The sequence below is a fragment of the Trinickia sp. Z7 genome (assembly GCF_056498045.1).
Window position 1 is genome coordinate 34133 of the sequence record NZ_JAUEQW010000020.1, and the last position, 24419, is coordinate 58551.

Annotated in this window: 23 protein-coding genes and 1 pseudogene; 12 read left to right on the forward strand and 12 right to left on the reverse strand. The window is 61.9% G+C overall.

Annotation, left to right across the window (positions count from 1 at the left end; genetic code table 11):
• Window position 1: 1 nt before the first annotated feature.
• The 6 genes from QQS38_RS23730 to QQS38_RS23755 all read right to left on the reverse strand — a co-directional run bounded on the left by QQS38_RS23730 (window position 2) and on the right by QQS38_RS23755 (window position 6596).
• On the reverse strand, window positions 2–1003 hold the full coding sequence (locus QQS38_RS23730) for an amidohydrolase family protein (protein WP_479647795.1): 1002 nt from the start codon (window positions 1001–1003) through the stop codon (window positions 2–4).
• Window positions 981–1928, reverse strand: coding sequence for a YncE family protein (locus QQS38_RS23735; RefSeq protein ID WP_479647796.1), 948 nt, complete (start codon window positions 1926–1928; stop codon window positions 981–983). The genes QQS38_RS23730 and QQS38_RS23735 overlap by 23 nt, the downstream gene beginning before the upstream one ends.
• Window positions 1929–2021: 93 nt before the next feature.
• Window positions 2022–3314 (reverse strand): MFS transporter, encoded by a 1293-nt coding sequence (locus QQS38_RS23740; protein ID WP_479647797.1) that lies wholly within the window; start codon window positions 3312–3314, stop codon window positions 2022–2024.
• 87 nt (window positions 3315–3401) lie between these two features.
• On the reverse strand, window positions 3402–4319 hold the full coding sequence (locus tag QQS38_RS23745) for a dihydrodipicolinate synthase family protein (protein ID WP_479647798.1): 918 nt from the start codon (window positions 4317–4319) through the stop codon (window positions 3402–3404).
• A gap of 2 nt (window positions 4320–4321) precedes the next feature.
• Window positions 4322–5494 carry an L-rhamnonate dehydratase gene (locus QQS38_RS23750; RefSeq protein WP_479647799.1) on the reverse strand — a complete coding sequence of 391 codons (1173 nt, stop codon included), beginning with the start codon at window positions 5492–5494 and terminating at the stop codon, window positions 4322–4324.
• A gap of 49 nt (window positions 5495–5543) precedes the next feature.
• Window positions 5544–6596, reverse strand: a complete 1053-nt coding sequence (locus QQS38_RS23755) for a 4-hydroxythreonine-4-phosphate dehydrogenase PdxA (RefSeq protein WP_479647800.1) — start codon at window positions 6594–6596, stop codon at window positions 5544–5546.
• Window positions 6597–6768: 172 nt separating this feature from the next.
• Here QQS38_RS23755 and QQS38_RS23760 point away from each other — a divergent pair, with 172 nt between their 5' ends.
• The 9 genes and pseudogenes from QQS38_RS23760 to QQS38_RS23800 form a co-directional block, all read left to right on the forward strand.
• Window positions 6769–7710, forward strand: a complete 942-nt coding sequence (locus QQS38_RS23760; RefSeq protein WP_479647801.1) for a LysR family transcriptional regulator — start codon at window positions 6769–6771, stop codon at window positions 7708–7710.
• A gap of 189 nt (window positions 7711–7899) precedes the next feature.
• On the forward strand, window positions 7900–9003 hold the full coding sequence (locus QQS38_RS23765; protein WP_479647802.1) for a porin: 1104 nt from the start codon (window positions 7900–7902) through the stop codon (window positions 9001–9003).
• A gap of 39 nt (window positions 9004–9042) precedes the next feature.
• On the forward strand, window positions 9043–10530 hold the full coding sequence (locus tag QQS38_RS23770) for a sugar ABC transporter ATP-binding protein (protein WP_479647803.1): 1488 nt from the start codon (window positions 9043–9045) through the stop codon (window positions 10528–10530).
• 27 nt (window positions 10531–10557) lie between these two features.
• Complete coding sequence (locus tag QQS38_RS23775; RefSeq protein WP_479647804.1) at window positions 10558–11622, forward strand: ABC transporter permease; 1065 nt, start codon at window positions 10558–10560, stop codon at window positions 11620–11622.
• A gap of 60 nt (window positions 11623–11682) precedes the next feature.
• A complete protein-coding gene (locus QQS38_RS23780) occupies window positions 11683–12813 on the forward strand; it encodes an ABC transporter substrate-binding protein (protein ID WP_479647805.1) in 1131 nt (376 codons plus the stop codon).
• A gap of 53 nt (window positions 12814–12866) precedes the next feature.
• Window positions 12867–13799, forward strand: coding sequence for an SMP-30/gluconolactonase/LRE family protein (locus QQS38_RS23785; RefSeq protein ID WP_479647806.1), 933 nt, complete (start codon window positions 12867–12869; stop codon window positions 13797–13799).
• Window positions 13796–14734 carry a YncE family protein gene (locus QQS38_RS23790; protein ID WP_479647807.1) on the forward strand — a complete coding sequence of 313 codons (939 nt, stop codon included), beginning with the start codon at window positions 13796–13798 and terminating at the stop codon, window positions 14732–14734. Before QQS38_RS23785 ends, QQS38_RS23790 begins: the two co-directional genes overlap by 4 nt.
• Window positions 14731–15519, forward strand: coding sequence for a cytochrome b561 domain-containing protein (locus QQS38_RS23795; protein ID WP_479647808.1), 789 nt, complete (start codon window positions 14731–14733; stop codon window positions 15517–15519). The genes QQS38_RS23790 and QQS38_RS23795 overlap by 4 nt, the downstream gene beginning before the upstream one ends.
• Before the next feature lie 269 nt (window positions 15520–15788).
• Window positions 15789–16412, forward strand: a pseudogene (locus QQS38_RS23800) (transposase); the annotation flags it as partial.
• Window positions 16413–16536: 124 nt separating this feature from the next.
• Here the strand turns inward: QQS38_RS23800 and QQS38_RS23805 are convergent.
• Window positions 16537–17061: a P-loop nucleotide/nucleoside kinase family protein gene (locus QQS38_RS23805; RefSeq protein WP_479647809.1), complete on the reverse strand. Its 525-nt coding sequence runs from the start codon at window positions 17059–17061 to the stop codon at window positions 16537–16539.
• Between the two features lie 206 nt (window positions 17062–17267).
• Entirely contained in the window at window positions 17268–18098 is an 831-nt protein-coding gene (locus QQS38_RS23810) for a helix-turn-helix domain-containing protein (RefSeq protein WP_479647810.1), read from the reverse strand.
• Window positions 18099–18195: 97 nt separating this feature from the next.
• Between QQS38_RS23810 and QQS38_RS23815 the strand changes: the two genes are divergently transcribed.
• From QQS38_RS23815 to QQS38_RS23825, 3 genes are all read left to right on the forward strand, one after another.
• Window positions 18196–19182, forward strand: a complete 987-nt coding sequence (locus tag QQS38_RS23815; RefSeq protein WP_479647811.1) for a glycerophosphodiester phosphodiesterase family protein — start codon at window positions 18196–18198, stop codon at window positions 19180–19182.
• Window positions 19183–19291: 109 nt separating this feature from the next.
• Window positions 19292–19852, forward strand: a complete 561-nt coding sequence (locus QQS38_RS23820; protein ID WP_479647812.1) for an NADPH-dependent FMN reductase — start codon at window positions 19292–19294, stop codon at window positions 19850–19852.
• Between the two features lie 70 nt (window positions 19853–19922).
• Window positions 19923–20873, forward strand: coding sequence for a LysR family transcriptional regulator (locus tag QQS38_RS23825; protein WP_479647813.1), 951 nt, complete (start codon window positions 19923–19925; stop codon window positions 20871–20873).
• Between the two features lie 45 nt (window positions 20874–20918).
• Here QQS38_RS23825 and QQS38_RS23830 read toward each other — a convergent pair whose 3' ends face one another.
• From QQS38_RS23830 to QQS38_RS23845, 4 genes are all read right to left on the reverse strand, one after another.
• Window positions 20919–21263, reverse strand: a complete 345-nt coding sequence (locus QQS38_RS23830) for a DUF4148 domain-containing protein (protein WP_479647814.1) — start codon at window positions 21261–21263, stop codon at window positions 20919–20921.
• 315 nt (window positions 21264–21578) lie between these two features.
• On the reverse strand, window positions 21579–22688 hold the full coding sequence (locus QQS38_RS23835; RefSeq protein WP_479647815.1) for an alcohol dehydrogenase catalytic domain-containing protein: 1110 nt from the start codon (window positions 22686–22688) through the stop codon (window positions 21579–21581).
• A 96-nt stretch (window positions 22689–22784) separates the two neighbouring features.
• Window positions 22785–23318, reverse strand: coding sequence for a carboxymuconolactone decarboxylase family protein (locus QQS38_RS23840; protein WP_479647816.1), 534 nt, complete (start codon window positions 23316–23318; stop codon window positions 22785–22787).
• A gap of 23 nt (window positions 23319–23341) precedes the next feature.
• Complete coding sequence (locus QQS38_RS23845; RefSeq protein WP_479647817.1) at window positions 23342–24349, reverse strand: VOC family protein; 1008 nt, start codon at window positions 24347–24349, stop codon at window positions 23342–23344.
• Window positions 24350–24419: the final 70 nt, after the last annotated feature.

Genomic DNA, 24419 nt, shown 5'->3' on the forward strand with positions numbered 1-24419 from the left:
GCTAGCGCAAGGGATCGGTATCGGCGTCAGCGGTCGCGTCGATGTCGATCCGATAGATCCGAACCGCGTTGTCATGCCATATCGCACGGCGCGCGGTTTCGCTCAGATCGACGTCCGTCATCGCGGCGGACATCGTCCGGACCAGCGCCGGATACGTGACCCGCAATCCCGCCACGGGGAAATTGCTGGCGAACATGCAGCGTTGCGCGCCGAAGATTGCGATGGTGTCGCCGATGATTCGGCGATTTTCCGTTTCGTTCCAACCAGCGTCGCGCAGCCCGAATTCCGAGAGCTTCACGGTCACGCGCGGGTTGGCCGCCAGCGCCTGCATGCCGCGTTGCCAACACGCGAGGCCGGCCGGCGATCGATCCCACGGCAACCCCGCGTGTTCGAGCACGACGTCGACGGCCGGTGCGCGCGACAGCAGCGACGCCGCTTCTTCGAGATGCCAAAACGGCAAGCGCAAATCCCAGCACAATCCGAACGACGCCAGCCGCTCGAGTGCGCAAGCCCAGCGCGGATCGCTCAGCGAGCCCGCGCCGTCGGCTGTCTCGTTTGGCGAACACGACGTATGCGGCTTGAAGCGAACCCCGCGTACGAGCGGATACGCCGCTTGTTCCGCGATGTGCTCGCACGCGTCGTCCGCGAGCAAATCGACCCACGCGACCACGGCCGAAGGCAGTCGATCAGCCGCTGCCGCTTGGTGCAGCCACCGTGTTTCGGCAAGCGCGTCGGTACGTGTGCACTCGGCTTCCACGTGGACGCTCGCGACGACCGGCGAGCAAGGTGCCATTGCACGCCGGAAAGCCGGAACGTCGAAGTCGCGGCGCAAAACGTCGTAGTCGCCCAAGATGAAGTGCGCCGGATCATAGGCGTCTTGCAGCCACGGATAACGAATGGCGCCGTCTAGACGCCAAAGGTGGTGGTGCGCGTCGACGATCGCATCGGGGGTGTCATACGGTGCCTCGTCGGCGCGCGGGTCAAGCATTGCCGGTGAGAACATATGAAGCGTCCGGCTCGCGCAGCGTCGCGAGTTCGCCGACGAAGCGCCACGTCGTCAAGTCGAGTTCGCGTACGCGGTCGTCTTGGAACGAGACATAGGCGATCGATCGGGAGGGATGGAACGAGAGCGCGGTCGGGTTGGCGGGCAACGCGATGCGCTCGATTTCCTCGAGCTGGGCGGCGTCGAACACCGAAAGAGACTGTTCTCCGGAGTTGGTCAACAACAGCAGATCACGGCGATCGGCGCCGGTCGTTCGGTAGATGCGGTTGGGATCGCGGCGCGTTTTTACCCTGCGACCGCACGTCATCGTTTCGGTGTCGATCGCGACCAGCGTGTCATCGCCCCGGTTGGCGACGTAGAGCGTGAACTCGTCGCTCGACAACGCGTTGCCCTCCGGCCGCGGGCCCGGCATCACCGCACGCGGCGCAACGGTCGCATCGCGGGGATGAAACTGCGTCACCGTATTGGATAGCAAGTGAATGCCGTATGCGCGGCCGGCGTCGCGCGTCAGCGTCACGAGATGCGTTTTCACGCCGCCGGACGGCACGGCCAGGTTCGGCACGTCTTGCGTGCGCGGCTGATCGAAGACGAGGAGGATGTCGCTCGCTTCGCTCATCGCGTAGAGGCGGCCCGTGTCGTCGCTCGCCATGCCGTGCGGCCGGTAATACGGCCAGAGATCGAGCATGCGCGTGAGCTTGCGTTCCCGCAGATCGATCTCGGCGATTCGGTGATCGCCGTCTTTACCAAGTGTCCATGCGGTTTCGATGCCGAAGATGCCGACGTAGGCGAAGTGGCGGGTCGCATCGACCGTGAATTCGTGTGGGAAGTTGGGCAGAACGATGTGCTTGAGCGCGAGCTTCGTCTCGATATCGTAGAGACTGAAGGTATGGGCGCACTTTTGTACGAGCAGTAAGATGTCGCTCATCGGCATTCTCCGTCTTTCGAATGTTTTGGCCCGGCTGCGCGGTGACGTAGTTGGCAACCGTGGCCGGTGTCGTTGCGGAAGAGGTTGAAGCGGTCAGTCCTCACAGCGCCTCGGCAGGAACGACGCGAGGCCCGCCGCGACGGCAAGGACGATCGCGAGGCAGTACACCCCGGCCGTCGATCCCACGTATTGCGTGAGGACGCCTACGGCATAGGGCCCGACGAAGCCGCCGAGGTTGCCCAGCGCATTGATGAGCCCGCGCGCGCTGCCGGCGGTCTGTGCGCTGCACAGCTTCGGCAAGATCGCCCAAAACACGCCGGCTGCAGCCTGCAGAAAGAAGCCGCAACCGGTCAGGAACGCGAACGACATGAGCATCGTCGAACGCGTCAACACCGACAGCGCGAGGCATGCCGCGAAGCACGCGAGCGGCAGCAGCACGAATACGCGGCGCTTTCCCGTGGAATCGGACAGGTAGGAAGTCGCGAGCATGCCGACGATCATCGCGACGTAAGGCAGCATCGCGAGCATGCCCACTTTATCCATGCCCGCGTGCGTGAGGTCTTTAAGCAGCGAAGGCAGCCACATCGTGTAGCCGTAGATGCCTGCCTGGTAGCAGAAGTTGATCGCGATCAGCAGCCAGATCGTCGGGTTGCGCAGCAGGGCACCGAACGACGCCGCGGCGGGCGTATCCGCCGCGCGCTTGTGCGCCTGCTCGGCGCGCAGCGCATCGAGAATGAAGGCCTTTTCAACCGGCGACACCCATCGCGCGGTTTCCGGGCCGTCGTCGGCAAATGCGAGCCAGACGCCCAGAAACAGCACGGAAAGCAGCGCCGTGCCGAAGAAGAGATGACGCCAATCGTAGGCGGCGAGGATGAAGCCCGACAGCGGTGCGGTGATCATGCCCGCCAGCGGAACGAACATGATCACCATCGCGTTGGCACGTCCACGCTCGCGATCGGGAAACCAGCGGCTCACCATCGTCAAGACGACGGGCAGCATGCCGCCTTCCGCAACGCCCAGCAAAAACCGCAGCGTGAGCAACTGCCATGTATGAGTGACCAGGCCGGTCAGAACCGACAGCACAGCCCAGCTTGCGAGGGACCAGGCGATGAAAGTCTTGCCGCTGCCGAGAGCCGCGCGTCGGCCGCCCGGAATCTGCAGAAAAAGATAGCCGAAAAAGAATATGCCGCCGGCCAGACCCGCCATCGTGGCGTCCATTCCGAGGTCGGCGTTCATGCCGCCCGGCATTGCGAACGCGATGTTCACCCGGTCCATGTACGAGATCACGCACGCGAGCAGCAGGGGCGGAATCACGCGTATCCAGCGGCGGCCAGGCACGGCGCCTACGTCCGCGCATAATGGGGTGGCAGTATTCGGCAGTCTCATTGGCGTCTCCAGTCTCTTGATCGGCGGCGGCCTCTGACGAGCCGCCTGTCCGGGTTTGGCGATCCAGCGGTGTCGGGGTTCGGAACGTCAGCGGCCCCAGCGCAACACGAGCGGGTCGAGTCGGCGTGCGGCGTCGAGAAGGCCCGCGCGAACCGGCGCGGCCAGCTCGGGCCACGGCGCACGCGGCTTGTCGCATGCGATGACGCCGCCTTCCAGCATCAACGCCTTTGCAGCCAAGAAGCCCGCTTGGCGGTTTTCGTAATTGATGAGCGGCAGCCACTGCGCGTACTGCTCGACGGCTTCGTCGCGCCGGCACGCGAAATACGTGTCGGTGATACGGCGGATTCCGTCGGGATAGCCCGCACCCGTCATGGCGCCTGTCGCGCCCGCGTCGAGATCGGCGAGCAGCGTGATGCCTTCCTCGCCGTCCCACGGCCCTTCGATCGCATCGCCGCCTAGTGCAATCAACTCGCGCAGCTTCGAGGCTGCGCCGGCCGTCTCGATCTTGAAGTACGACACGGCTTCGATTTCGCGCGCGAGCTTGACGAGAAACGGCGCCGACAGGGTCGTGCCGCTTGCCGGGGCATCTTGAATCATCAGTGGAATATCAAGGCCCTCGGCGGCTTCGCGGAAGAACGCTTGAATTTGCGGCTCCGACACGCGAAACGTCGCACCGTGATAGGGAGGCATGACCATGACCATCGCCGCGCCCATGGCTTGCGCGCGGCGATTGCGCTGTGCGCACACGCGCGCGCTGAAGTGCGATGTCGTCACGACTACTGGTACGCGACCGGCGACATGCTCGAGCGTCGTCCGTGTGAGCAGCTCCCGTTCCTCGTCGGCCAGTGCGAACTGCTCGGAATAGTTCGCATGGATGCAGATGCCGTTAGAGCCCGCATCGATCATGAAATCGAGGCAGCGGCGCTGACCGTCGAGATCGAGTTCGCCCTGTTCGTTGAAGATCGTCGGCGCGACGGGAAAAACACCGTGGTAACGTGCGCCCATGGTTACTCCACGATCTCGAATTGGTCGAGGAATTCCGTCTTCAGCGAGAGGCCGAGACCCGGAACGTCGTCGCGCAGTTGCAGGAAGCCGTTTTCGGCTACGGGCTCGCCACTGAAGATGTAATAGAACAACTCGTTGCCGACCTCGACGTCGAACATGGGGAAGTACTCGCTCATCGGCGAGGCGAGCGTGCTCATCGTCAGGTGGTAGTTGTGCATTTGCCCCGCATGCGGAATCACCGGCACGCTGTACGCCTCGCACAAAGCGTTGATCTTGTGCGCCATCGTGATGCCGCCGACTCGGTTCGTGTCGTACTGCACGACCGACACAGCCTTTCGGTCGAGCAGTTGCTTGAAGCCATATAGCGTGAACTCATGCTCGCCGCCCGAGATGGGGATGCTCGTGAGCTGGTTCAGCTCCGCATAGCCGTCGATGTCGTCGGCGATGACCGGCTCCTCGAGCCAGCGCGGCTGGAATTTTTCCAGCTTGGGCAGAATCCGCTTCGCGTACTCGACGTTCCAGCCCATGTAGCACTCGAGCATCAGATCGTTGTCGTAGCCGATCACCTCACGCACGGCTTCGACCGATTTCAAGTTTTCGACCACGCCCTGCTGGCCGTGCGCCGGCCCGTAGCCGAAGCGCATCTTGAACGCGCGGAAGCCTTGGTCGAGATACTTCCGCGCCTCGGCCTGCATCTCGTTCAGATCGGTGCGGTAGAGCTTCGAGTAATAGCAGGGAATCTTTTCCTTCGTGCGTCCGCCGAGCAGCTTGAATACGGGCTTGCCGACGCTCTTGCCGAGAATGTCCCAGATCGCGATGTCGACGGCTGAGATCGCGGCCATGCCGATACCCTTGCGCCCCCATGCGTGGGTGGCGCGGTACATGCGCTGGTTCAGATACTCGTAGTCCCAGGGATCCTGGCCGACGACGAGTGGGGCGAGGTATTCGTCGATGATGACCTTCGCGACTTGCGGCGCGAGCGCGACGTTGCCCAGGCCGACGATGCCCGAGTCGGTTTCGACCTCGACCACGGTCCATGAGTGGAAGCGGAACGTGCTCATCGTCTCTTGCGGAGCGTAGAGCAAGTCCATCGCATTCGAGCAGAAGTTGCCTTGCGGCGGCACGGTCTTGCCTTTCCATTGAAACAGGCGTGCGCGCACGGACTTGATTTTCATTCGGATGTCTCCGTTGTTTCGTGATCGATGGGATGAAGGAACGGCGCCGTCATGCGCGAATCGCAGCGAGGGCGCGCCGGTGTGCGGCGCCCATGCGGCACGCGATCCGGAACGCTTGCCAAGTTGCCCCAACATCGGCATGGCCGAGCCCCGCGATGTCGTAAGCGGTGCCGTGCGCGGGCGTGGTGATCGGCACAGGCAGCCCGCCTTGCACGGTTACGCCGCGCGAAAAGCCCATGAGTTTGATCGCGATTTGTCCTTGGTCGTGATACATGGTGACGATTGCTTGATACTCGCCGGCCTGCGCCTTCAGAAAGATGGTGTCGGCGGGGAAGGGACCGTGGAACGGCGCGGCGGTCGGCCACTCGCGCGCTTGCAGTGCGGCCACGGCCGGCGCGATGACCTCGATCTCCTCGCGGCCGCACATGCCGCCGTCGCCGCCGTGGGGGTTGAACGCGGCGATCGCGACTTTCGGGGCTTCGACGCCGTTATCGAGCAGCGAGCGGTAGATCAATTCGGCGGCCTGCACGATCCGCTCGACGTTCAAGTAGCCGGCGGCTTCTTTCAGCGGAACGTGCGACGAAATGCGCGCCGTCCAGAGGTCCCCCAGCGTGTTGAACTCGCAGAAGTAGTGCTTCACGCCAAGATATTCGGCGAAATGATGCAGCTCGTCTTCGTGAGCAAGGCCCGCCAGCTTCATGGCGTGCTTGTTGAGAGGGGCGAAGCAGATCGCGTCGACGTCGCCTTCGATCGTCGCATCCATGCAGCGGTCGAGCACTTGCAGCACCGATCTGCCGCCGGCCGCGCGCGCTTCACCGTACACGACGTCGGTCTGTTCGACCGTGTCGACGGCGAAGAAGGCCGGGCGGGCCGTCCAGCGGCGGTGGCGCGCATCGGCGAGCGAACCGATCGGCTCGACTTCGATGGATACGTTCGCGAGCCGCTGACCTTCTTCCCAAAGCCAGGGGTCCCCGATCAACACGATATTCGCGTGCGTCGTCGCATCCGGCCGCGCGAGCAACTTCGCAATCAGCTCGGGGCCGACGCCGGCCGGGTCGCCCAGCGTAAGCGCGACGACGGGAAGGGACGATGCGCTGGTCATGCAGCCTCCGCGAAATTCGACCGATGCAGCGCGGCCTGACGTTCGATGGTCATCTGTGATCTCCTTGAAGCGGCCGTTCATCGGCCGACGTGATTCAGGGTTGATCCTAGGTAGACGCACTGCTTCCGTAAATTGAAAACTCTTGATGAATCGATAACCGTAGGTAATCAGCTTGGGCTCAATAGACAGAAGGGATTCCACGCCGCAGTTGCTCAACCGGCTACGGATGCGGCAGATCGCATTACTGCTCGCCGTGGAGGATTGTTCGACGCTGCGCGGCGCCGCGGCACAGCTCGGCCTCACGCAGCCGGCCGCGACCAAGATGCTTCACGAACTCGAAAGCGCGCTCGGGCAACCGCTGTTCGAGCGCACGGGACGCAGTCTGCGTTTGAATCCGGCGGGCGAGCGCGTGATGGGCTACTTCCGCGGCATTCGCGGCAGCATGGAAGCGCTGAACCGCGAGCTCTCGGAGTTGCAGCTGGGCAGCGCCGGGCGGCTGGCGATCGGGAGCATCATGGCCGCCACGCCGGGACGGCTGACTGAGGCGCTCGTACAATTGAAGGAGCGCTTCCCGCTGCTATCGATCGAGATCGCCGTGGATACGAGCGATCAACTGATGCCGCAGTTACACGAGGGCGTGCTCGAAGTGGTCATCGGCCGCGACTCGCACGAACTGAGCGAATGCCTGTTTCGCACCGTTGACGACGAATCGCTCGCCATCGTCGCGGGCCGTGATCATCCGCTTGCGCAACGGCGCGAGGTCGATTTCGGCATGTTGGCCGAGTACCCGTGGATCTTGCAGCCCACCGGCAGTCCGGCGCGCGACGTGGTCGAACGCGAATTCGGCGAACACCACCGGCCGATGCCCCGCGGGCTGATCGAGACCGGCTCAATCCTGACCACGATGAGTCTGGTCGCGCGGTCGCAAATGATCGGCGCCATCCCGGCCACTGTCGCGCGGTGCAATGCCGAGCACGAACTCGTCGCCATGATCGATTACGCGTTCCGTCACAAGCTGCCGTCGTACGGCAGCATCGTGCGGCGCGACCGCCCGCTGAGCACGCCCGCCCGGCACTTCCTCGAGCTGTTTCACGGCGAGGGCGATGCGCAGTGAAGCCGGAGCGAATTTGTCCTGTCGCAGCCGGGCTAGGCTCGTCGCTCGCGCCGATGCAGGACATCGCCATACCGGGCAATTGATAAACGGAGGTTATCGTTCGCTGAAATCTTTTGATTAGCGCGGCAACTGTCGGGCGTCCACACTTGCAAAAAATTTCGATTCACCGACAAGAAGCAAGGAGACGTCATGAGAAGTGCTGCCCTGTTCGCCATTCCCGTTTCGCTTTTCGCACCGCTGGCAATGGCGCAAAGCAGCGTCACGCTGTACGGCATCATCGACAACGGCGTGACATACGCCACCAATCAAGGTGGTGCCCATAGTTGGCAGGCGGTCAGCGGCGTCGTGGCCGGCAGCCGCTGGGGCTTCACTGGAGCCGAGGATCTCGGCGGCGGGATGAAAGCGATCTTCACCCTCGAAAACGGCTTCGACGGATTTTCCGGGCAAGCCGGTCCCGGCGGGCGCGAATTCGGACGGCAGGCCTTCGCCGGCCTTTCGACGCCGTACGGCACGTTAACGATGGGCCGTCAGTACGACCTCGTCGTGGACTATATTCAGCCGATTTCTTCCAACGGCCGCTGGGGCGGCTGGTATTTCTCGCACCCGGAAGACATCGACAACACCGGCAGCGGCTTCCGTGTGAACAACAGCGTGAAGTATTCGAGCGCGAACTACGGCGGCTTCACGTTCGGCGGCCTTTCCAGCTTCGGCGGCGTGCCCGGAAAGTTTTCGCAAAACAGCGTGTGGAGCATTGGCGCGGGCTACGCGCGCGACCCGCTTCAACTCGCGGCCGCCTATTTGAATGTGAAGAATCCGGCCGTCGCAGTCGATGGCTACACGAATACGGCGACATTCACGAACGTCATCTACGGCAACTACCTCGCTCAGGCATCTAGCCAACGCGTGGCGGCTCTGGCCGGCTCGTATGCGTTCGGCAATCTGAAAGCGTTGCTCAATCTTTCGCATACGGTCTTCGCCTCGGGCGACGCAGGCCGGAACGTGTCGTTCAACAATGTCGAACTCGGTGCGAGCTACCAGTTTTCGCCCGCATTCTTTCTGTCGGGCTCCTATGATTTTCTGACCGGCAAGGACGATGCGAACGGAGCTAAGCCGAAGTACCACCAGTTCAATCTGATCGCCGACTACTTCCTCTCAAAGCGCACCGACACCTACGTGATGACTGTCTATCAGCATGCCGCGGGCGACGCGACGCAAGCGCAGATCACGGGATTTACCGCATCGAGCGGGCGCAATCAGCTTGGCGTTCGTGCTGGCCTGCGCCATACGTTCTAAGCGCGTCGAGATCGATCGACGCAAGACACGGAGGTATGGATGTCATCCCTATTGTCCTTCGACAATGTGACGAAGCGCTTCGGCGGCACGCTCGCCGTCGACCACGTCAGTCTCGATATCGATGAAGGTTCCGTGGTCGCGCTGCTCGGCGAGAACGGCGCCGGCAAGTCGACGCTCATCAAGCTGCTTGCCGGTGTTTACCCCATCGATTCGGGATCGATCACGTTTCGCGGCGTGTCGCTGTCCGGCGAGCGGTCGCGCGACGCGATAGCGTTCATTCACCAGGACCTGGGCCTCATCGATTGGATGAGCGCCGCCGAGAACGTCGCGTTCGGCTGCGGGTTCGCCCGGCGGGCCGGGCTCATCGATTGGCGCGCCGTGCGCCGGCGAGCCGTCGAGGCGCTGGCGTCGGTCGACGCCGACATCGACCCCGACGCCCCGGTCAGCAAACTGACGCGCACCGAGAAGTCGCTCTTGGCGATCGCGCGCGCGCTCGCCACCGATGCGCGGCTGATCGTGCTGGACGAGCCGACGGCCAGCTTGCCGCAGGACGACGTCGAGCGCTTGTTCACGGTGCTGTCCTCGCTGCGTGCGCGCGGTGTGGGGATGATCTATGTCTCGCATCGGCTCGACGAGATTTTCCGAATCGCGGATCGCGTGGCCGTGATGCGCGACGGCCGGCTCGTCGGGCAAAAAAGTATCGAAGAAACGAACCCCGAGGATCTCGTTGCCATGATCGTCGGGCGCAAGCCGCAGCCCATCCGCGTGCCGCAGGCGTGCGGCCGCAAGGACATCGTGCTCGAACTGCGCGAAGCAGTGTTTGGCGACGTGGGCCCCGTGTCGTTCGAGCTGGCCGCGGGCGAAATGGTGGCGCTCGCGGGGCTGCGCGGCGCCGGACAGGATACGGTGGGGCGCGCGTTGTTCGGGCAGACCGACCTCGATGCGGGGGAAATCCGGCTCGGCGGTGCGGCGCTCGACGTACGCAGCGCTCGAGAGGCGATCAAGCAGGGCATCGGTTTCGTTGCGGGAGACCGGACCGGCGAATCGCTTGCGATGCCGCTCTCCGTGCGCGAGAACATGTTCCTCAACCCGCTCGCGTCGGGGCGCGGTTTCTTCGACTTGATGAGCGCGCGCCGGGAACATCGGGACGCGTACGCCTTGACGACGCAATTCGGCGTGCGCCCGAACGACCCGGCCAAGGCCATCGAAAACCTGAGCGGCGGCAATCAGCAGAAGGTCGTCATGGCGCGCTGGCTTCAGATCGCCACGAAGCTGCTCATCCTCGAGGAGCCGACCGCGGGCGTCGACGTGGGGGCGCGGGCGGATATCTACGCACTGGTCAACGGGGCGCTCGAACGCGGTCTTGCCGTGCTGCTCGTCTCGACCGATTTCGAGGAGGTCGCGAACATCGCTCACCGCGCCTTGATTTTCAATCGCGGACGCGTGATCGACAGCGTCCCACGCGCGGCGTTGACGATCGAAACGCTGCTACAGCGCGCATCCGCCAACGAATGCGCACTCGCCTGATCGATACGTATTTTGAAAGGACACATCATGAGTTCCGTTCCCCAAATCAACGAAAGGCCGTCGCCCCGCGTGCTCTCGCAGGGCCTTTCGACGATCCTGCCCGTGTATGGGTTGCCGATTTTGATGGTGGCGCTGATCGTGCTGTTTTCGATCGTCCTGCCCGAGACGTTTCCGACGCGAATGAACCTGAATTCGATTCTGTCGGACAAGGCGATCATCGCGATGCTGGCATTGGCCGCGATGATTCCGATGCTGACCAACAAGATCGATTTGACGGTCGGGTACGGCATCGTGCTCTGGCACATCTTGGTCATCACGTTGCAAACGCGGTTCGGCCTGCCTTGGCCGGCGGCGGTTGCGATCGTGCTGCTGCTCGGGCTCGGGTTCGGCCTGCTCAACGGGCTGCTCGTGGAAATGGCGAAGATCGATTCGTTCATTGCGACGCTCGGCAGCGGCACGATCGTCTATGCGATCGCGCTTTGGCATACCGGTGGGCGGCAGGTGGTCGGCACGCTGCCGGACGCCTTTTATCGGATCAACGGCGCCATGCTGCTGGGGCTGCCGATCTCGACGTGGTACGTGGTCGCGATCGCGCTGCTGCTCTGGGTCGCCACCGAATACCTGCCCGTCGGGCGTTTCTTGTACGCGATCGGCGCCAATCCTCGCGCGGCGCAGCTCAACGGCATTCCGGTCCGGCGCTATGTCGTCGGCGCGTTCATGTCGTCGGGGCTGCTGACCGCGTTCGCCGGCGTCGTGCTCGCCTCGAAGCTCGGCATCGGGCAGGCCAGCGTGGGCTTGGAATACCTGCTGCCTGCGCTCGTTGGTGCGTTCCTCGGTTCGACGACGATCCGGCCCGGCCGCGTGAACGTATGGGGCACGCTCGTCGGCGTGGGCGTCCTCGCCGTGGGAATTTCGGGCATTCAGCAATTGGGCGGCGCGTTCTTCGTCGAGCCGCTGTTCAACGGCGCGACGTTGCTGATCGCCATCGGTATCGCCGGTTACGGAAGCCGCCGGCGCTCGCGTGGCCCTAGGCGCCCCGCTTCGAGCACGACCTCGAATACGAGTGCGAATGCCGCCGCCGCGAAGCGGTAGCCGTGATCATCACTGCGTGCCTCATCGGCACGAACAATGCATAACCATGGAGACAGGACCATGAAGCACATGCAGTCGATTTGCCGTCCGTTCAATCTGATCGCGGCGACCCTTGCCGCGGCGACATTGACGACTTTCGCGACCCACGCCGCGGCAGCGGACGAGTATCTTGCCAAGGCGCAAAAGGTCGTTGCGGCCGCGGTTCAACCCTCTCCGCCCTGGGACGGACCGACTACGGGGCCGACTGCCCAGGCCGACAAGACGATCGTCTACGTGGCCTCCGATTTGCGCAACGGCGGCGTGCTCGGGGTCAGCGACGGCGTTGCCCAGGCTGTCCATGTGATCGGTTGGAAGGTGCGTATTCTCGACGGGCAGGGCACTGTTTCCGGCCGCACGGCGGCGATGAACCAGGCGATGGCGCTGAACCCTGCAGGCATCATCCTCGGCGGTTTCGATCCCGCCGAACAGGCGGTCGTCATTCAGAAGGCTCACAGCTTGAAAATCCCCGTCGTGGGCTGGCATGCCGGCTCGAAGGCGGGCCCCGATCCGGCGACCGGGCTCTTCACCAACGTGAGCACAGATCCGATCGCCGTGGCGAGGGTGGCGGCCGACTACGCCGTCGTGAAGTCCAACGGCACGGCCGGCGTCGTGGTGTTTACCGATTCCCTCTACAAAGTGGCTGTGGCGAAGTCGAGCGCCATGGCGAATGTCATCAAGCAATGCAAGGGCTGCGCGTTGCTGGCGGTCGAAGATACGCCGCTGTCGGAGACATCGACGAGAATTCCGCAACTGTCCACCGCGCTGCTGCAGCGCTACGGCAGCAAATGGAATTACTCGCTCGGCATCAACGATCTGTACTTCGATTTCATGGGTCCTTCGCTCGCGAGCGCGGGTGAAAAGCCGGCCGGCCCCCCTTTCAACGTATCGGCAGGGGACGGTAGTCAATCGGCGTACGAGCGCATTCGCGGCAACCGCTATCAGGTGGGCACGATTCCCGAGCCACTCATGCTGCACGGCTGGCAGCTCGTCGACGAACTGAATCGTGCGTTCGCGGGCGCTCCGGCGAGCGGCTACAGCACGCCTGTGCATCTCGTGACGCCCGAAAACATCGCGTCCGATGTTGGGGCGAACAATATCTACGACCCGGCCAATCATTACCGCGAGGCGTACCGGCATATTTGGGGCAAATGAATGAACCGAACGTTAAACGACGTCATGGGTGAATAGGGAACATGCTGAGCGACATGGATACCGTCGAAACACAAATCACCGTCTACCACCCGCGGGCAAGTGCGTTGTTCCCCGCCGGCGCGGCGCTCGAGCGGCTGTGTGCGGGTGCGCAATGGGGCGAGGGTCCCGTGTGGATCGACGAAGAGGCGGCGCTGCTATGGAGCGACATTCCGAACAACCGGATGCTGCGCTGGTCCGAACACGACGGCATGACGGTTTGGCGTGACGGCGTGGAGTTCACGAACGGCCACACCCGAGAGCGAGACGGATCGATTCTTCATTGCTCGCATGGACAGCGCGCGATCGTTCGAACGCGGTTGCGCGATGGGCTGGACTCGACGCAGGACGAGGTCGTCGTGGACCGTATCGAAGGCAAGCGTCTCAATTCGCCCAACGACATCATCGTCAAAAGCGACGACACGATATGGTTTACCGATCCGCCCTATGGGATCGTGTCGGATCGGGAAGGCCATGCCGCCGAATCAGAACTGGGCGACAACTACGTATTTCGCTACGATCCGCGCACGCGTACGCTGACTGTCGTATCGGATTTCGTGGAAGAGCCCAACGGCCTCGCGTTTTCGCCGGACGAATCGGTGCTTTACGTGTCCGATACGTCGGCCGCGCTGCGCTCCGACGGCGGCGGTCATCACCACATCGTCGCGTTTGACGTTGTCGCTGGGAGGGAGCTGACGAACCCGCGCGTCTTCGCGGTGATCGAACCGGGTTTGGCGGATGGCTTCCGCGTGGACCGCGAAGGCTGGATTTTCACGAGCAGCGCCGATAGCGTGCAGGTGTATCACCCTGACGGAACGCGCCTCGCACGAATCGGCGTGCCGGAGACGGTGGCCAACCTCACGTTCGGCGGGCGAGACGGCGATGAGCTTTATATCTGTGCGTCGACTTCCCTCTATCGCATCCGACTCAACACGCGAGGTGCAACATGAGCGCGCGCGGCACGCTGCTGCTGGTGGAAAAATGCAGCCATTGCATCAGCTGGTACGACGTCGAATCGGGCAAGCGCGTTCATAGCGTCGCCTTGCCGTCGTACCCGCACGAGTTTGTGACGGACCGTGCGGATCGATACGCCTGGGTTGGACACTACGGCGTGGAGACGTCGGGCCATGCGGGCGCGGGCGGACACTCGCTATTGCAGATCGACATCGCGGCAGGCGTATTGGTGAGAACGATCGACCTCGCGCCGTTCAATCGGATCCATGGCTTGCAGATGGACGAGCAGGATCGTCTCTATGCGCTGAGCGAGGAAAAGGCCACGCTGCTCGTGCTCGATCGGCCGTCGAGCGACGACGCGCCGCGCCGCGCGGTGCCCTCGGGCGGCATCAAGAGCCATTTGTTCGCTTTGACGCGGGACGGTCGCACCGCCTTCTGCATGAATCTGCTTTCCCACACCGTGACGAAAGTCAAACCGTGGGATCCGCTGGCGGCGCCGGTCGCTTGCCATCCCGGTGACAAGCCGGAGGGATATTGTTTGAGCGGCGATGAGCGCACGCTGTTCGTGAGCAACCGCTGGAGCGGGACGCTGGCCGCGATCGACACGGAAAGCATGACGGTGCGCAAGCGCGCGCCCTCGCGCGACGATCCCACGCGCATTTATCGCTGGAGCGACGACCTGCTGTTCGTCACCAATTATGGCGAACGCAGTGTGTCGCTCGTCGATCCGCATACGCTCGAGGAAATCGATCACATTGCGATGCAGGCCCGCGCAATCGCGCTGTCTTTCGATCGTGAGCGTGGTGTTGCGTTCGTATCGCAAGACGACGATCGCGTCGGGGTCTTCGATGTTCGAACGCGCCGATTTGAAAGCTACATCGCCACGCAGCGCGAGCCGGACGTTTCGAAGGTGATCGGGGCGCGCGGATGACAGGGGCTCTCGAAAGGTGGCTGCTTACGCCGCTGTCGGGCAGTGCGCACCATGAACTGCCGTTGTGGACGGCATGGCATGGCAGACTCATGGTGGCCGCATGGGCCATCTCGCTGCCGATCGGCGTCTTGGTGGCTCGCTACTTCAAGGTGATGTCTGCGCAGGCGTGGCCCGACGAACTCGACAATAAGACATGGTGGCATTGGCATCGCTTTCTTCAGACGGCCGGCGTGCTGTTGATGACCGTGGGCTGTTGGCTCGCCATGGGCCGCGTGCATGGCGTCCGCGCACTGGCGGAGGTTCACCGTTGGCTCGGGTGGTCGCTGGTGGCCGCCGGCTGGCTCCAAGTGATCGGCGGCATATGGAGAGGAGGCAGCAAAGGCGGTGCAACGGCCGCGGTGCATGCGGATAACAGGGATGCGGTGCGCGGCGATCACTACGATATGACGCGACGACGGCGGCTGTTCGAGTGGGTCCACAAAGTCGTCGGCACGGTTGCGATCTTGCTAGCAATCGTCGCTATCGGTATGGGCCTTGTGCTCGCCGACGCACCACGATGGATGGCTATCGTCCTCGCTTTATGGTGGATTGCCCTCGCTTTGCTGACGCGACACTGGCAACGGGCAGGACGATGCATCGACACCTATCAAGCTATCTGGGGGCCGGATCTCTCGCACCCCGGAAATCGTATTTCCGCAGTCGGGTGGGGAATACGCCGCTATTCGCGCGAGAGCTGGTTGCGGCGCACCGATCGAAAGCACAAACCGCGCACCGTGCGACGTTAAGTACGAGTCGAAGCACTCCTGCCCGATTGTCTTCGATCGAATCCTTAACGCAAAGGGGCCAGCCACTATTGGTGATGGTCAGACGGACACGACTGCACCCATGAGCGAGTTATATACATACCCGCGCTTGCGCTACGGCCCACGCGTTGGATATGCGTGCGGGTGACCCCGCGCAGTTGATGGGGAGCAATCGCTGAAAAATGGTGTTCAGGTTTGTGTACTGAGGGGAAGGCATCGATCTGTTCGGTACGACGGCAGTGCTGGCCGGCGCCGGTGCGAGCGCTGCGGGCCGCCCTCGGTTGCCGAACCGCTTAATGGCGGGGCTGCTGTATCTGAAGCACGCGTACAACGAAAGCGACGAGTCGGTGTGTGAGCGCTGGGCGCAAGACGTGTACTTCCAGTTCTTCTGTGGCGAGGAGTATTTTCAGGCGCGCATGCCGTGCGATCCGACCAACCTTGTGCGCTTTCGACAAGCATTGGGCGAGGCCGGCGTCGAGGAGTTGCTGGCGACGACGATTGCCGCGGCGATGCAGATGAAGGGGATCACACCGGCCGAATTCGAGTGCGAGATCGTCGACAGCACGGTTCACGAGAAGGCCATCGCCTATCCGACCGACAGCCGGTTGCTCGAGGTGGCGCGGATCAAACTGGTGGGTTTACCGCAGCGCGCGGGCTTGGCGCTGAAGCAATCCTATGAACGCGAAGGTAAGCGGCTACGCCGCCGCGCTGGTGGTTACGCGCACGCCAAGCAGTTCAAACGTCTGCGTCGCACGCTCAAACGCCAGCGCACGGTGCTGAGCCGAGTGCTGCGCGACATCGAACGCAAGATGTCTGATCTGTCGCATGAGCAGCAAACGTCGTTGCGAGTGTGGCTGGAACGGGCGTGGCGCATCTGCCACTAACGCCCCAACCGAAACGGCGCCTCGACACAAGGGCACCCTTGCGGTGTCGTCCGACGAACCGCGGCAAGCGGCCTGAATTGCGGCAGCGCGCGTAGCGCGCTATCACGCACAGCAATCACTCGTCGGTCATTGGACCGACGTCCATCTGATGATCGGTTGGAATGCAGATTGCTCTGTCCGCGTATATGGGCCCGTATGCTGCCTCATCGTGAAACATATCCAGCAGTTGGCCGCGGGACCATCGCGAGTCTAAATGGCCAGGATGTCGCTCGCGCGCGAGAAAGCGCTCCACCGCTACCTCAGGCGTGCAAACGCAGTGAACCTCGACCACTGGCTCATGAAGCTCGCTCAGCCACCTAACGGACGTACCCGAATCTGCATTCGACTTGGGATGCCGCCACCAAGACACAAGGACTGCTGCTCTTGATCGTCTTGCACTTTCCATTAACTCGATATCAGCCAACCGGCTAAGCGATCTGCGTTGAGCCGGCTCACTGACTGCATTGGTCAAGAAAAGCCTTTCGAGAAGATCATCCTTGTCGATGCAAGGTAGGTCCAACACGCTCGCGATTTTGCGAGCCAAAGTTGATTTTCCACTGGCAGGTAGGCCGCTGACGATGACAAAGGGTTTTCGTGACATATTTCAGCGAGGTCGAAAATAAGCGAAGATACACCCGTTGGTGTCGCATTACGACCAGACGATCGCACTCACTGATATCCGCGCGGTCGTTCTATTGTCCTGCGGTAGTGAGCGCGTCGACCGCACTGTTTGGCCCTGCTGAACAGACAGCGACAGAGCGTTCGAAACGCAATACATCTACTAACTAACGATGCGATCACTCAGAATTAATTGATCTGCGTTCGGCGGTAATTCGACGGCGAGCAGCCGAACAGCCGGGTGAAATCGCGCGCGAGATGGGCTTGATCAAAATAGCCGAGCTCGGCAGCGAGGTCGGCGAGCTTAACATTGTGTCCGGTCGTGAGCCGTTGGGCCACCTCCTGCAGACGATAGCGGCGGATCACCCATTTCGGCGAGATGCCTACATACTCGTGAAACAATCGCTGAAGTGTCCTGACGCTCAGGCGGGCCTCGTCGGCGAGTGCTTCAACCCGCAGAGGACCCCCGTCGCGGCGCGCACATGCGACGATGACACACACCTCGTCTATCGTCGGATCGGGCGGGGGCAGCCGATGCTCGAGAAGCGAGTTGGCCGCATGGATCATCGCTTCGTTTCCGCACGCACCTAGTACCTGGCGTTCCAAAGACGTGCCATCAACTCCCGTAATAACGGAGACGGGAAGTGTCCTATCAGTCAGCTTTGCTACGGGACCGTCCAGGAACGGGCGTAAACCGCCCGTACGAAAACGTAGCCCCAGCACACAGCCCGAACCAGCCAAAGTGCGACAATAGGCGCCACGCACGACTCCGAACAGGCCAGACTGGCCGGGGCAGATCACCAGGTGTGCATTCGGAGATAGGAGGGCACGCTGCTGCTCCGGTAGTCGTCCGGTCAGATCCCATTCGACAATCCAGTGACGGTCAATGAATGGGGCAACGGCTGCTGAGGGCGTGTAGTAGTTGACGCGAACGCGCGTTGCCGATTTGCGCGGGTCAATGATCCCCCTGGGCAGACGATCTATGGAGTGTGTCCGGTCGCGTTTTTCCAAGCCAGTCATGCTCTCGTTTCCTATCATTATTTCGCGCGCCTGGGCCTCACCAGGTTGTTAAGACCTATATCGATGGACAACGCGTACGTTTAGTCATGGAGGGACAATGCGAAGATTGCTGCGGCATTCAGCCGCTTTCACTGTGTTGTTGCTTGCAGCCTTCATCTATTTGAATAATGCTAACCTGTTCGAGAAGCGGTCGCCAAGCCGACCAATATTGCTCGCCCACCGCGGTATTGCGAAGCGTTTTTACGCAAATGGAATCAAGAACGATACGTGTACCGCCTCCCGTATATTACCGCCAACGCATACCTACCTGGAAAACACGATTGCCTCCATGCGGGCTGCCTTCGCTGCGGGCGCCGACATAGTCGAGTTCGACGTCCATCCGACTACCGATGGCCAATTCGCGGTCTTTCACGACTGGACGCTCGATTGCCGCACCGATGGACATGGCGTTACGCGCGAGCATTCGATGGCGGAACTGAGGCAGCTAGACATCGGCTATGGCTACACGGCTGACGGAGGGAAGACTTTTCCGTTTCGTGGAAAAGGCATCGGCCTGATGCCCTCGCTGGAGGACGTGCTGCAGACCTTTCCTGACCGCGCCTTTCTGATCAACGTCAAGAGCAACGACTCTTCGGAAGGGGCAAAGCTAGCCGTTGCCCTTGGTCATCTCACGCCAAAAGCACGCGCCCAACTCATGGTCTATGGAGGCGATAAGCCCATCGGCACCTTGAGGCGCCTGGTACCGGACCTCAGGACGATGTCGCGCGCGTCGCTAGAGGCCTGTCTCGTCCGCTATCTCGCGTATGGCTGGATTGGCAGTGTTCCGCATGGTTGCTCTAACATGGTTGTTTTTGTGCCGATCAACTTCGCTCCGTGGCTATGGGGATGGCCGGATCGTTTCCTGAATCGTATGGGATCGGTCAATAGCGGCGTCTTTGTTATCGGTCCCTATTACGGCGGTGATTTCTCAACGGGCATCGACACGCCAGCGGAACTTTCCCGCCTCCCAAGTGGTTACTCCGGTGGCGTATTGACAAATGAGATCGGGATAGTCGCTCACGCGCTCAACCGTCGAGGTCGGTAACACCCCGGCTTTCCTTCCCTTGAGGGAGCGGCCTGCGTGCCAGGGTCTCGTCCTAAGGATCGTTTATGCTATGCTAACGATAGCATTCGATTCGTGAAAAGGAGCCTCTATGCCCCCGCCGTATCAGGTCGCTGTATTGGTCGGCAGCCTGCGTCAGAACTCGTTCAGTCGCATGCTGGCTCATGCGCTCTCGGAACTCGCGCCCCCCGCGGTCTCGCTTGAGATCGTGGAGATCGGCGCGCTGCCTTTCTACAACGATGACTTGGAAGCACATGCGCCTGATGCTTGGCGCGAGGTTCGTCAGTGCATCGTTACCGCCGATGCGGTTCTATTCGTCACGCCTGAATACAACCGCTCGGTCCCCGCCGTCCTGAAGAACGCAGTGGACGTTCTCTCGAGGCCGTTCGGTGCCAGCGTTCTCAGCGGAAAGCCGGCCGCGATCGTGAGCGCATCGCCCGGCGCGATGGGTGGATTCGGAGCGAGTCATCACCTCAGGCAATCGTTGGTGTCGATGGGCGTCAACGTCATGTCGAGTCCAGAAGTCTATGTCGGCAACGTGGCTGCGCTGTTTGACCATGCCGGCGCCTTGACTCATGCGGGCACGATCGAATTTTTGACGCGGTTCGCAATCGCGTTCTCCACTTGGATTGAAAGACTTTCGGCGCACTAGAGGATGCCGCTGCGTTGCGGCGCCGGCGAGAGCTATGGCGTCACTCGCCGAACGCTGCCAGCAAATGGTTATGGATACACTTCACTGTATGCGCGTTTTTGCGAAGGTCGTTGCGGAGGGCGGCTTCGCGGCGGCTGCGCGCAAGCTCAATCTGACGACATCCGTGACATCGCGTGCCGTATCGGCGCTTGAAAATCACCTGGGGTCCCGCCTGCTATACAGAACTACGAGGAACATTGCTCTGACCGAAGCGGGCGAGCGTTATCTGCATCGATGCCGCCAGATTTTAGCCAGCATCGACGAGGCGGAAGCGGAGGCCGGTTCAGCGCGACAACATCCGACTGGCTGCTTGCGCGTGCATGCGCTGTCGAGCTTCGGCCATCACCTCGTCGTGCCGGCTGTGCTGCGATACCAAGAGCAGTTCACTGCCCTCAGAGTCGAGCTGACGTTATCGGGGGCGGTGCCGGACATCTTGGAGGACGGGTATGACGTGTCGATCGTTGTTGCCCCCACGTTGCCCGACTCGGGACTGATCAGCGTCAGGCTCGGCAGCATTCCGGGCATCGTCTGCGCGTCTCCGCAATACCTGGCGAAGCACGGCGAGCCGAAGAAACCCGAGGATTTGCGCGATCACCGTTGTCTTCAACTTGCGACCCCGGTGTTTCCGTTCAACAAATGGATGTTCGATGGTGCAGAGGTGCCGTTCGCCGTTGACATCGGTGCACCTCGCTATGCCGTGAATGTCATCGAAGCGCTCGAGCCTGCGATCAGAACCGGTCTTGGAATCGGCATTCTGCCCGCTGGTATTGCCTTGCCGGGACTGACTTCGCGATCGCTCGCCCGGGTTCTGTGTGGCTACGATGTACAGCCCGTTGTGGTTCACGCGCTGTACCAATCGCGGCAATTCGTCGACGCGAAGATTCGCACCTGGATCTCGTTTCTTCGCGAGGACTTGACCGCGACCTTCGAGGCGGATCGCCAAGCGCTAGCCGGCATCGAAGGGGCTGCACCGCGAGGATGACGCCTGGTTGATCCGCGCGTCGAGCGCATAGGGTCGGCGCGCAGTTCAGTCGCCGACATAAAGCGCGTTGGCGGCGTTGTCGAGGTAGGGCGACGCTGCGCGATGCGAAGCCGAGGCCCGCGAACCCGCTTCGGTCGCTCCCACGACCTCGCCGCCGTAGGTCGTCTTTACGGCGGTGCGCTCGTCGTCATCCGTGCGCGCTTCGGCAGCCTGCAGATTGGCGGGATAGTCGATGTCGCTGCCGGCGGGAGAGTAGCCGGATTTTTCGAGCCGGACGATTTCGCTCTTGAGCTGAGCCCGCGTGACTGGCGCGTTTTTTTGCGCAAACGAGACGACAGGCGCCATCACGACGGCTGCGACGACGATGCCCTGGATCAGCGATTTCTTCATAACCAGCCTCTGCGTTTGACTGCGACATTCATTGTCGCGTTATCGTTGTCGGCCCATTTGCCGAGCCGATGTCTGCAGTGTACTGAGGCGAGTGATCAGGGTGAATACCTATGTCAGGGAACGCACTGTTGCAGGCCGCAGCGGTAATCGCGTTCCATTCGATGCAACAGCGCCTATCGATGTCGGTGTCGATGTTGCATGAACGAGGCGCATCGCTCCGGAACATAAAAAAAGCCAGCCGTGCGGCTGGCCAACAGGGGCATGGACACCCGGAGCAAAGTCGCTGCGCCCGTGCGTAGCGCACGCCGGATTCAATCAGGGCATGACGACATAGTTGCTGAAGCCGCCATCACGATCCTTGAGGCCGGAGATTGCTTCGTTGACGCGCGCCAGCGGGAATCGGCGATGCTCGAGGTAGGACAAATCGAGCGCACCCGTGCCGACCATGTCGGCCATCTCTTGCCCTTGCGCGGTCGTGAACCAGTTCGAGCCGATCAAGTGAACCTGCTCGTCCATCAGCCACTTGACGTCGATGGGCAGATCCTCCGCAACGCCGCCTACGTTCACGACTTTGCCGCCGCGACGCACGCCTTTCATCGAATCGAGCATGGTGGCCGCCGGGGCCTTCGCGCCGAGCGCGCTGATGACGAAATCGGCGCCGTCACCGCCCGTAAGCGACTTGGCCCAATCGCCGGCCGATCCTTCTCCGAGCTTCATGACTTCGATCCGATCGGGCGCAAGCGATTTGACGCGTTCGAGCAACCTCTCGTCGCGTCCTGTTCCGAGCACGCGCGTCAGACCCATCGCAAGGCCGAGGATCGTCGAAGCGACGCCGAGCGTTCCCGTAATGCCGTCGATCAATGCAACCTGGCCGGATGCTGCGCCGGCATTCTTCAACGCGCCATAAGCGGTGCCGAGATAGCCGAAGCGTCCGGCCTGCTCGAAGCTCAGGTTGTCGGGGATATTGACTAGCGCGTATTCCGGGGCGGTCATGTACTCGCTGAACCCGCCGTACGGATACAAATCGAAAATGCGCTGGCCGTCGCGGCTCGTGCTGAAGTAGCCGTTGAGCGTGTAGTAGCGGCACTCGCTGCGCTTGCCTGCGCGGCATGCTTTGCACGAGCCGCAAGAACGCAACGGGCTCACATAAACGCGATCGCCGGGTTTCACGTTGATGACGGCTTCGCCGACTTGTTCGACCACGCCGGCCGGATCCAAGCCAAAAATCGCGGGAAATTTCGGCAGCGGCTGGTGTGGAAACCAGGTGGGCCAATTGTTGATGACGTTGGCCATGTTCGGCACGATGCCGCATGCTTTGACGCGCACGAGCACGTCCGTCGGCCGGGGCTTCGGGATGGGGATCGTGTCGAGCGTCATCGGAGTGCCGAGCGCATGCAGCCGTGCTGCAACCATCGTTTGTTCCATGTCTACCTCTATCTCTTATCAAATCTTGGTGCCTGCGCTCATGCCACTCATCGAATCGGCAGGCAGTAAACGGCGCGCACACTATCGCCGAGTCGATCAGCGATAGCCCTCCTCGAGTTCGATGCCGAGCGCGCCCATGATGCGCACCCCCGAGTTGTACCAAGCGACGTTGAGCGCCAACTCGACGAGCTGACGTTCGTCGAGGAATGCGGCGACGCGTCGCCACGTGGCGTTGCTGACGTCGACCTTCAATGTGGATTCTTTTGCCACCGCCATCACGGCTCGCTCTTCATCGTCGAAGAGCGGCGACGTTTCGAAGTCGGCGATGGACTTTAACTGCTCCGGGCTGATGCCGGCCTTCAGGCCGTGCGACTGATGATGCGCGATTTCATACTCGGATCCCGTGCAGTGCCCAACCGTAAGGATCGCCAGTTCGCGAAGCTTGGGGCTGATCGACGATGCCCGGATCGCGTTTGCGTACGAGAGAAACTGATCGAGGATATCGGGTGCATGCGCGAGGGCGCGGAAGATGTTTGCGGTCGGAACCTTTCGCTCGCGTTCGAGCCGGTCGAAGAGGGCGTCGTGGGTGCCTGCGACATCCGAACGCTGAAGATATTTGACGCGTGCCATGTGATCGTTACCGTTTCTAAGATTCAGTCGAGAGCCAATTGTTTCTGGATGTAGGTTTCGAGTGTTTCGGGTTTGGGCTTGCTCGGCGTCTCGATAAGCGCAGCGTCCTCGAAACGCGATGCCTCGAAGTACCACCGGTGAAGAGCCGGCAGCCCCCAGCGAACGCTTGTGTTGAGCGAAGCCGCATCCCAGCGGACCGGCTCGATCTCTGCGTCAATCGTTTGATAGTGACCATCGCACAATTCCACGCGATGTCCGTCCGGGTCGCGCAGATATACGAACAGCATGCCCCCGGGGCCATGACGGCCTGGGCCGCGCTCTACTTCATGCGCGTAGCCGTAAATGCCGGCCAGGTCGCAGGCGGTGAAGATGTTGTGCGATTCGGGCACGATGTAGGCAAAGTGATGCATGCACGGGCCGTCGTTCTGGACGATCGCCAAGTCCAGACACGTTCCCTTGCGATACATGAAGGCGCCGAGCAGCGTGTCGCCATGTTCGAGGTATTCGGAATTGCGAAAGCCGAGCTTGCTGTAGAACTCGCACGATTGATAGGTATCGGGCGAGAAGATCTGATAGTGATCGAGCCGCTGCGCGTGCGCGCCCTTGAACTTGTCGCGATCGAGGTAGAGACGCGGGCGGGTTTCCATCTGCGCGCACAGCTCGATCTTCGTGCCGAACGGGTCGGATACATGCAGCGTTCTGCCCTGATGCGCAACTTCGACCCACTCGGCCGGTAGCCCTTGCTCCTTGAAGAATGCATAGGCGAGGTCGAGATCCTCTTCGAGGAAGACGCGAAAGCCGATGCGCTTGCAGGTGGAGGCGGCCTTCTTCGACTGAATCAGCACGAGACTATGGTGACAAGCCTCGGACAGCCCGCGCAGATAGCAGGTGTCGGCGGATTGCTCCGTGACCACGAGACCGACAATATCGACATAGAACTCGCGGCTTTTCGCCAAGTCGGCAACGTTCAATACGATGTGACTTGCGCGCGTAATGTTGAACGGCGGTTTGAGATTGACTGGGGGGAGCATGATTGACCTCGCTGGAATTGTCGTTCAAGCAAATTGTGCAATTTATTGCCAACGTTAGCACTTGGAAAAT